This is a genomic window from Microcoleus sp. AT9b-C3, assembly GCF_036705485.1.
Classification (GTDB): domain Bacteria; phylum Cyanobacteriota; class Cyanobacteriia; order Cyanobacteriales; family Microcoleaceae; genus Microcoleus.
In genome coordinates, this window is record NZ_JAUBUR010000080.1 from 1 (window position 1) to 7057 (window position 7057).

General features: G+C 42.3%; 7 protein-coding genes. 6 read left to right on the forward strand and 1 reads right to left on the reverse strand.

What is annotated here, in order from left to right; all coding sequences use genetic code 11:
• Nucleotides 1–237 precede the first annotated feature (237 nt).
• From QUB77_RS30990 to QUB77_RS31005, 4 genes are all read left to right on the forward strand, one after another.
• Nucleotides 238–1494, forward strand: a complete 1257-nt coding sequence (locus tag QUB77_RS30990; RefSeq protein ID WP_333180854.1) for an ABC transporter substrate-binding protein — start codon at nucleotides 238–240, stop codon at nucleotides 1492–1494.
• Nucleotides 1495–1766: 272 nt separating this feature from the next.
• Nucleotides 1767–2717 (forward strand): branched-chain amino acid ABC transporter permease, encoded by a 951-nt coding sequence (locus QUB77_RS30995; RefSeq protein ID WP_333180853.1) that lies wholly within the window; start codon nucleotides 1767–1769, stop codon nucleotides 2715–2717.
• Nucleotides 2718–2868: 151 nt separating this feature from the next.
• On the forward strand, nucleotides 2869–3453 hold the full coding sequence (locus QUB77_RS31000; protein ID WP_333180852.1) for a GNAT family N-acetyltransferase: 585 nt from the start codon (nucleotides 2869–2871) through the stop codon (nucleotides 3451–3453).
• Nucleotides 3454–3483: 30 nt separating this feature from the next.
• Entirely contained in the window at nucleotides 3484–4419 is a 936-nt protein-coding gene (locus tag QUB77_RS31005) for a branched-chain amino acid ABC transporter permease (RefSeq protein ID WP_333180851.1), read from the forward strand.
• Between the two features lie 104 nt (nucleotides 4420–4523).
• Here QUB77_RS31005 and QUB77_RS31010 read toward each other — a convergent pair whose 3' ends face one another.
• Nucleotides 4524–5762 (reverse strand): SGNH/GDSL hydrolase family protein, encoded by a 1239-nt coding sequence (locus tag QUB77_RS31010; RefSeq protein ID WP_333180850.1) that lies wholly within the window; start codon nucleotides 5760–5762, stop codon nucleotides 4524–4526.
• 258 nt (nucleotides 5763–6020) lie between these two features.
• Between QUB77_RS31010 and QUB77_RS31015 the strand changes: the two genes are divergently transcribed.
• Both QUB77_RS31015 and QUB77_RS31020 read left to right on the forward strand, forming a co-directional pair.
• Nucleotides 6021–6527 carry a hypothetical protein gene (locus QUB77_RS31015; RefSeq protein WP_333180849.1) on the forward strand — a complete coding sequence of 169 codons (507 nt, stop codon included), beginning with the start codon at nucleotides 6021–6023 and terminating at the stop codon, nucleotides 6525–6527.
• Between the two features lie 55 nt (nucleotides 6528–6582).
• Nucleotides 6583–7026 (forward strand): Uma2 family endonuclease, encoded by a 444-nt coding sequence (locus QUB77_RS31020; protein ID WP_333180848.1) that lies wholly within the window; start codon nucleotides 6583–6585, stop codon nucleotides 7024–7026.
• Nucleotides 7027–7057 lie beyond the last annotated feature (31 nt).

Here is a 7057-nt window from a genome sequence, read left to right on the forward strand (position 1 = left end):
ACTCTCCCCAGAGTTGTCAAGCGTTTTGCGAAAATATTTTTGAATTCTTGGGGAACCTATACATACCAAGGGTTTCGGCTGTCCTTCACCGCTCCGGTATCCCCTGGCTGACTCCTCTTTTAACTATGGGGTCTTTTTTTTGGGCAAGATTGGACTTTTGAGGGGAGTATCTACCGTGCATGAGTAGAATATCTCTACGTGTAGATGTTCTATATATAGATGTTCGATCGCCCGCTTATGAAAAAACCTGCCGCTCCCCCTACTGCCTTGTTCGTTACCTGCGCTTTACTGCTGATCGCTTGCAGTCAGACCAACACTCCCCAGACATCAACTACAGTATCTCCAGGTACTTCGCCATCTCCGGCAACTTCGCCACAGGGTTCGGCTGCGGGGAACTCTACTGCTATTCCCATTGGGGTTGGGGTGGCGCAAACTAGCAATGTGGCTTTGCTGGGTCAGGAACAGGTGGCTGGGGCGAAAATTGCTGAGAAGTATTTCAACGATAAGGGCGGTGTGGATGGGACGCCGATTAGACTGGTGTTCCAAGATACTGGTGGAGATGAACAAGGGACGATCAATGCCTTCAATACTCTAATCAATCAGGATAAGGTGGTAGGTATTGTGGGGCCGACTCTCTCGCAACAAGCTTTTAGTGCCGATCCGATCGCCGATAGAGCAAAAGTTCCCGTACTCGGCCCCTCCAACACCGCTAAAGGCATTCCCCAGATTGGCGATTATGTGGCCAGAGTCTCTGCGCCTGTGGCCGTGGTAGCACCTAATGCAGTTAAAGCGGCCCTGAAGCAAAATCCCAATATTAAGAAAGTAGCCGTGTTTTTTGCTCAGAATGATGCTTTTAGCAAATCTGAGACTGAAACTTTTCAGACAACGGTTAAAGAGATGGGGCTGGAATTGGCAACAGTCCAAAAATTCTTGACTACTGATACAGATTTCCAATCTCAAGCCACTAATGGGATAAATGTCAAGCCGGATTTAATCATTATTTCTGGGTTGGCCGCGGATGGAGGCAATTTAATTAAGCAATTGCGGGAGTTGGGTTACAAAGGCGTTATCATTGGGGGCAACGGTCTGAATACTTCTAATGTATTTCCTGTTTGCAAGGCTCTTTGCGATGGGGTTTTGATTGCCCAAGCCTACAGCCCGGAATACAAAAATGAAGTTAATAAGGCTTTTCGCGAGGCTTATGGCGCTCAATTCAAGAAAGAACCGCCTCAGTTTAGCGCTCAGGCTTTTACGGGCGTACAAGTTTTTGTTGAGTCATTAAAGGCAATTAATGCTAAGTCTAAGGTTAGCGAAAAGCCGTTGACCGAGTTGCGTACAAATTTGAATCAGCAGTTGCTGGTGGGCAAGTACGATACGCCTTTGGGGGAAATTTCTTTTACGCCTGAAGGTGAGATTAATCAGAAAGAGTTTTATGTGGCAAAGATCAAAATGCATGCTGATGGAAATAATGGTAAGTTTGAGTTTTTGAAATGAATGCCCGACACGGATACACGGATGAGTTATTGAGTGTGAGTCTGAGGTTAACCCCGCTGCCCCCCTTGGGGGGCAGTCAAAAATCAGAGTAAAAATTGGGCGTTGCTTATTCTGGCGTATGAATCAACTTTTCGCTTGATGTTACAAAACTCACCCTACTTGGCTTCTAGCAATTGGGAAATCTTTAATTCATACCTGTATTCAGCAATGCCAAAACTGTATGCTGTTTGTTTTTGAATGATTTAATGTTGATGCCGAATCTCTAACTGGTAATGGACTTAACTCTGTTTTTGCAACAATTTTTGAATGGTTTGTCGATCGGCAGCGTGTATGCTATTTTTGCCCTGGGATACACGCTGGTCTTTTCTATTTTGGGAATTATTAATTTTGCTCACGGTGCAGTATTTACTTTGGGTGCTTATTTCACATATGCGCTGATGGGAGGTGCTTTCGGTTTTAATGGGTTGTGGGCTAACGCTCAAATTCCCGTGCAGTTGCCTTTTGCTGTGGCGTTAATTTTGGGAAGTGTCATGGCTGGTTTGGTGGGAGTAATTGTTGAACGAATTGCTTTTTTGCCTTTGCGCCGCCGACTCTCTGATCCTCTGCTGACGGTGGTTTCTAGTTTGGGTGTGGCCGTTGCGATCGCCAATATTATCCAATATCTTGTAGGTGCGGAAATTTACACTTTTCCTGCTAACACTTACGGCTATTTACCTGCTGCAATTAACTTCGGAACAGCCGATAAACCTATTCCAATTCGGACTGTTCAAATAGTAATTTTTGCGGTATCAGTTGCGATTGTAGCTGTCTTAACTTACTTAATAAATTTCACTAAGTTTGGCAAAGCAATGCAGGCTGTGGCTGAAGATGCTACTACTTCTAGTCTCTTGGGTATTGATACTGATAGATACATCGTTTTGACGTTTTTTGTGAGCAGTTTTCTGGCTGGTTTGGCGGGGAGTTTGGTGGGTTCTAGTGTGAGTATTGCTGGGCCGTATTTTGGTATTGCTTTTGGTTTGAAGGGTTTGGCGGTGATTGTGCTTGGGGGGTTGGGGAGTATTCCTGGGGCGGTTTTGGGTGGGTTTATGATTGGTTTGGTTGAGGCTTTTGTGCCTGGTGATTTTTCGGCTTATAAGGATGCTGTTGCTTTTGCCATATTGTTTATTATGCTATTGGTTAGACCGCAGGGTTTGTTTGGACGGCGTTTGATTCAGAAAGTCTAAGCTAATTTGCAGGACATCTCCTAAGCCAAGACGGTTTTGACAAGGGAAAATGGGTTTCCAGCAAAGACTATACCTAAACCAGGCAGTATCAACTGTTGTGGAGTTTTATATGCTTACCTATAAAACTTATTCATACTTTAGAGGGAGTTTGATGAATTCGGAAGTTCCATTAATAGTAAGCGATGGCCTTTGTTTGCGATTAGCCAATCAAGACGATATCTGCGAAATAATTAAGTTTTACAGTGACAATCAAAAGTTTTTTACTCCCTGGCATCGACATTGGGAGGAGGATTTTTTAACGGAAAGTTATTGGCAAAAACAAGTAGAGAAACATTTCCAAGAATTTGAGTCTGACAAATCTTTAAAGATGTGGATTTTTGAGAAGGCTAATCCTGAGTATATTGTCGGTAACGTTAATTTTGATAATTTTGTACGAGGTGCCGGTCAGTTTTGCTTTTTGGGATATAATCTGGCAGAAGCGCAACAAGGTAAAGGTTATATGACGGAAGCTGTGAGAGTTGCAATTCAATATGTTTTTGGAGAGTTAAATTTACATCGCATTATAGCAAATTATATGCCTCACAATCAGCGTAGCGGTAATCTACTTAAAAAATTAGGATTTTTAGTAGAAGGTTACTCGAGAGACTATTTGTTGATAAATGGTCGGTGGGAAGACCATATTCAGACTAGCTTAATCAATCCAAATTGGAAACCAAGCTTACCCGATTTTCCTTAATAACTTCTAATCTAAAATATCTCAAATCAAATGGCTACATTTTTTACTACTTATGGGTTTCTAATTGTCTCGATGTTGCTGGGTGCAATGTTGGGAATGTCGCTGTATTTGCCTTTAATGACTGGACAGTTGTCTCTGGCTAGCCCTGGTTTTTATGCTTTGGGTGGGTATATTGCGGCGATTTTATCTACAACGGTTTTTCAACAGACAGGGGGTTTATTTCCACTGCCGTTGTTGTTATTGGAGATGATAATTGCAGGGGCTGTTTCGGGGTTGCTGGGGATTTTGGTGGGCATTCCGGCGCTGCGGTTGAGTGGGATTTATTTGGCGATCGCAACTATTGCTTTTGTGGAAATTTTGCGGGTTTTATCGCTGAATCTGGACATCACTGGCGGGGCTGTGGGCATTTTTGGGATTCCGCAACCGTTTGCGACGCCGATCGAGTATTTGTGGATTGTACTACCTTTACTTTTGGTAAGTATGGGGATTGTCTATCGGCTGGAACGGATTCGGGTGGGGCGCGCTTTTGCGGCGATCCGCGCTGATGAGTTGGCGGCTGATGCGATCGGCATTAACCCAACTTTTTATAAGGTTCTGGCTTTCACGTTAGGTGCTGTTTTAGCTGGGGTTGTGGGTGCAGTTAGTGCCCATTTCCTCAATACTTGGAACGCGCGTCAAGGGACTTTTGATGCTAGTATTATTTACTTGACTTCTGTGTTAATTGGTGGTAGCAGAAGTTTTCTGGGAGCAGTTTTGGGTGGGATGGCGTTTACTGCTTTGCCGGAGGTTTTGAGGGGGATGGCGACTATTCAGGGATTGCCGATTTGGTTGGCGCAATTTCTGCGGGATGGACGTTTAATTATTTTTGGGTTGCTGATTGTTTTGGGGACGATATTTTTTCCGCAAGGTTTGGTGACGCCGGAGTTGTTGAACAGGTTAAAAAAGGGCGATCGTACTTCTATTTAAAAACAGATAGCGTTAGGATTTCGCCCCATCCTCATCAATGGCGCTGTCAACGATGTACAATTGTTAATAATTTTATTATTTAGTTGGGGAGAATCATATTAATTTTACTTCACTAGGGCGTTATTGTTGGTGGAATCCGAAGCTTCTGCTTTGAACCGCTCGCATAGGTGTTGTGCCATAAGTTGACCAACTTGCTCATGGCCTTGACTATTCCAATGACCGTCACAGTGCATAGCATTGGGAAAGCCATGTACGCAAGTTTTATTTTTTTCTGCATACTTTCGCAATCGCGGGACTGTATCCAATGTCGTAATATTGAGGCGATCGCCCAAGGCTTTGATTCTCCGATTAGGATAATACAAATCCTTAATGGCAAATTTTTTCATATACTTTTGACGAAGTATAGGCTCGGGATTGACTTGAACTCCCGTACTGACAATCAAAACCATAAAATCTGCCTTTTTGGCCTTGACTTCCTGACTCATTAGTGTAATTAATCCTTCTGTCACTTGCCAAGCCTCTTTCCATACTGGATCGATAGGTTCTTTAAAGTTATTAGCGGCTCGTTTTTTGTCTACGGCATCCACTAGACGTTTCTTATTATTTAAATCAACTTGTCTGACTACCCGCAAAATGCGTGAATGATTGACCAACCAAGTCGGAAGATAATCAACAGATGAAAACTCCAAATAGTTATGTTCTCTTGGTGACAGTTTCAGCCCTGACATATCTGGAACTAATTCCCCCTTTTTATAGACAAAAAATGGCTTACGTTTAGAAAATTCAAGTTTTTTTGAATTATTAATAATATCGTTTCCAGGAAGAAAAGCTAATATCACTAAATCTGGAGAATATTGCCAGACTTTATGGCGCAGAGTCATTAGTTCTTGATCCGTCCCATAGCCCTGAACCCCAAAATTAATTACCTCAACTTTGCGATCGCCTAAAGCAGTACATTGCTTATTGAGTTGCTTTCTCATTTTCCACCAAAAAGTATTTTCCATCGGCACTTGTAAAGATTCGACAAAGGAATCTCCCAACACTGCGATCCGAAAAGTTTTTGGTGGTTTCTCCTTGGTATGTTCGCGATCGCGTAAACCATCTTTATTGGCGCGAATGAAAGAACGATCACCTTCACCCTGCCATTCGAAATACGCGCCCGGTTTCAATGACCAACCAGCAGGGTCGTCTAATGTGTAACTATCAAAAGAAACAGGATCGCTGGGTTTTTCTATACCTTTAATTCCCCCCTGATGAAGAGCTAATTCTCCCATAAAAACACCCGCCATAATTCCTCCCAAAATTAGGCTGAGTTTTTGCGCCCATAAACTTAGTTTTTTCATCTTAGTTTGCTTGAAAATAAAAATCCTGTCTAAATCACCGCGACTATCTCAACAAGACAATCGCTACAGACCATTAATGTTTTTCTTACGAAGCTAATTTTATGCTTTTGAGCATCATAGACCGATCACCCAAAACTGAAAAGAGAAAAAAGACGGAAAAAGACGGGTATTTATAAAATTTGGATACAAGGCGGAAAAAGACGGAAAAAGACGGAAAAAGTCGGCTATACTAACTCTAGTTCTCTGACACCCCTATTGATGGACACTGCCCATATCTTGGAATTTGTAGATGAAGTGCTCAGCGCGAATACAGGCACACATCTCAATGACTTGCAGCGTAAAATTATCGAGGGAATACTGAATCGACAAAAGTATTCTAATATTGCAGATACTTATGGCTGTACGGCGGGTCATGCTAAGGATGTAGGTTACAAGCTTTTGCAAATGTTATCTGATGTTTTTGGCGAACCAGTGAATAAACATAATCTTGAATCTGTTCTAGAACGGCAATTAAATCTGAATATCTATTTCGGCGGTCGCACTACAAATTTTGGTAATAGCCACATAATTAACTATATCAATGGTTGCTCAGAACTACCCACTTCTACCCCAGATAAAAGTCTGTCTGAAACTCCTGAATTCCAAGAGAGCACGAATCAAGTTAAAATTGAAATGATTGGTAAATTACGACAGTTGGGATTGAAGGATGAGCAAATTGCAGAGGTGGTAGGGTTAGCTTTGGAGGTAGTGAAGCAGATAGATTGATAAATAGCTTTTAGTTGTTTAAAACACACATACTCAGTCAGGAGGTATAAGTTTTATGTTCGCAGTTGTCACGCCAGAAAAAATTCAATTACCACCAGGAACGGTTCTGAGGTGGCCTGGTAGTTGGCAGGATTACCAAGCACTTGTAGAACAATTGGGCGATCGTCAGATTCCGCGCATCAAATATCGACCAGGAGAGATTTTGTTAATGTCCCCTTTACCAGTACAGGGAAAACAAGCTCATATTATTGCAATGGTGGCAATGGTTTTGCTAGATTACTTGGGGCGAGATTATGAAGCGTTTACACCAATTACGATGGATTTGCCGGAAGAAAGAGGAATTGAACCAGATTATTGTTTTTATATCGATAATTGTGGGGCAATTATTGGTAAAGATCGGATTGCTTGGGGTGTTGAACCGCCACCCGATCTAGTAATTGAAATAGACGTAACTATAGCCTTTATCAAAAAGATGAGGTACAATAACAGCAGTGAGTAAACCAATTCCAAATATCGTCTGATGTAACTTC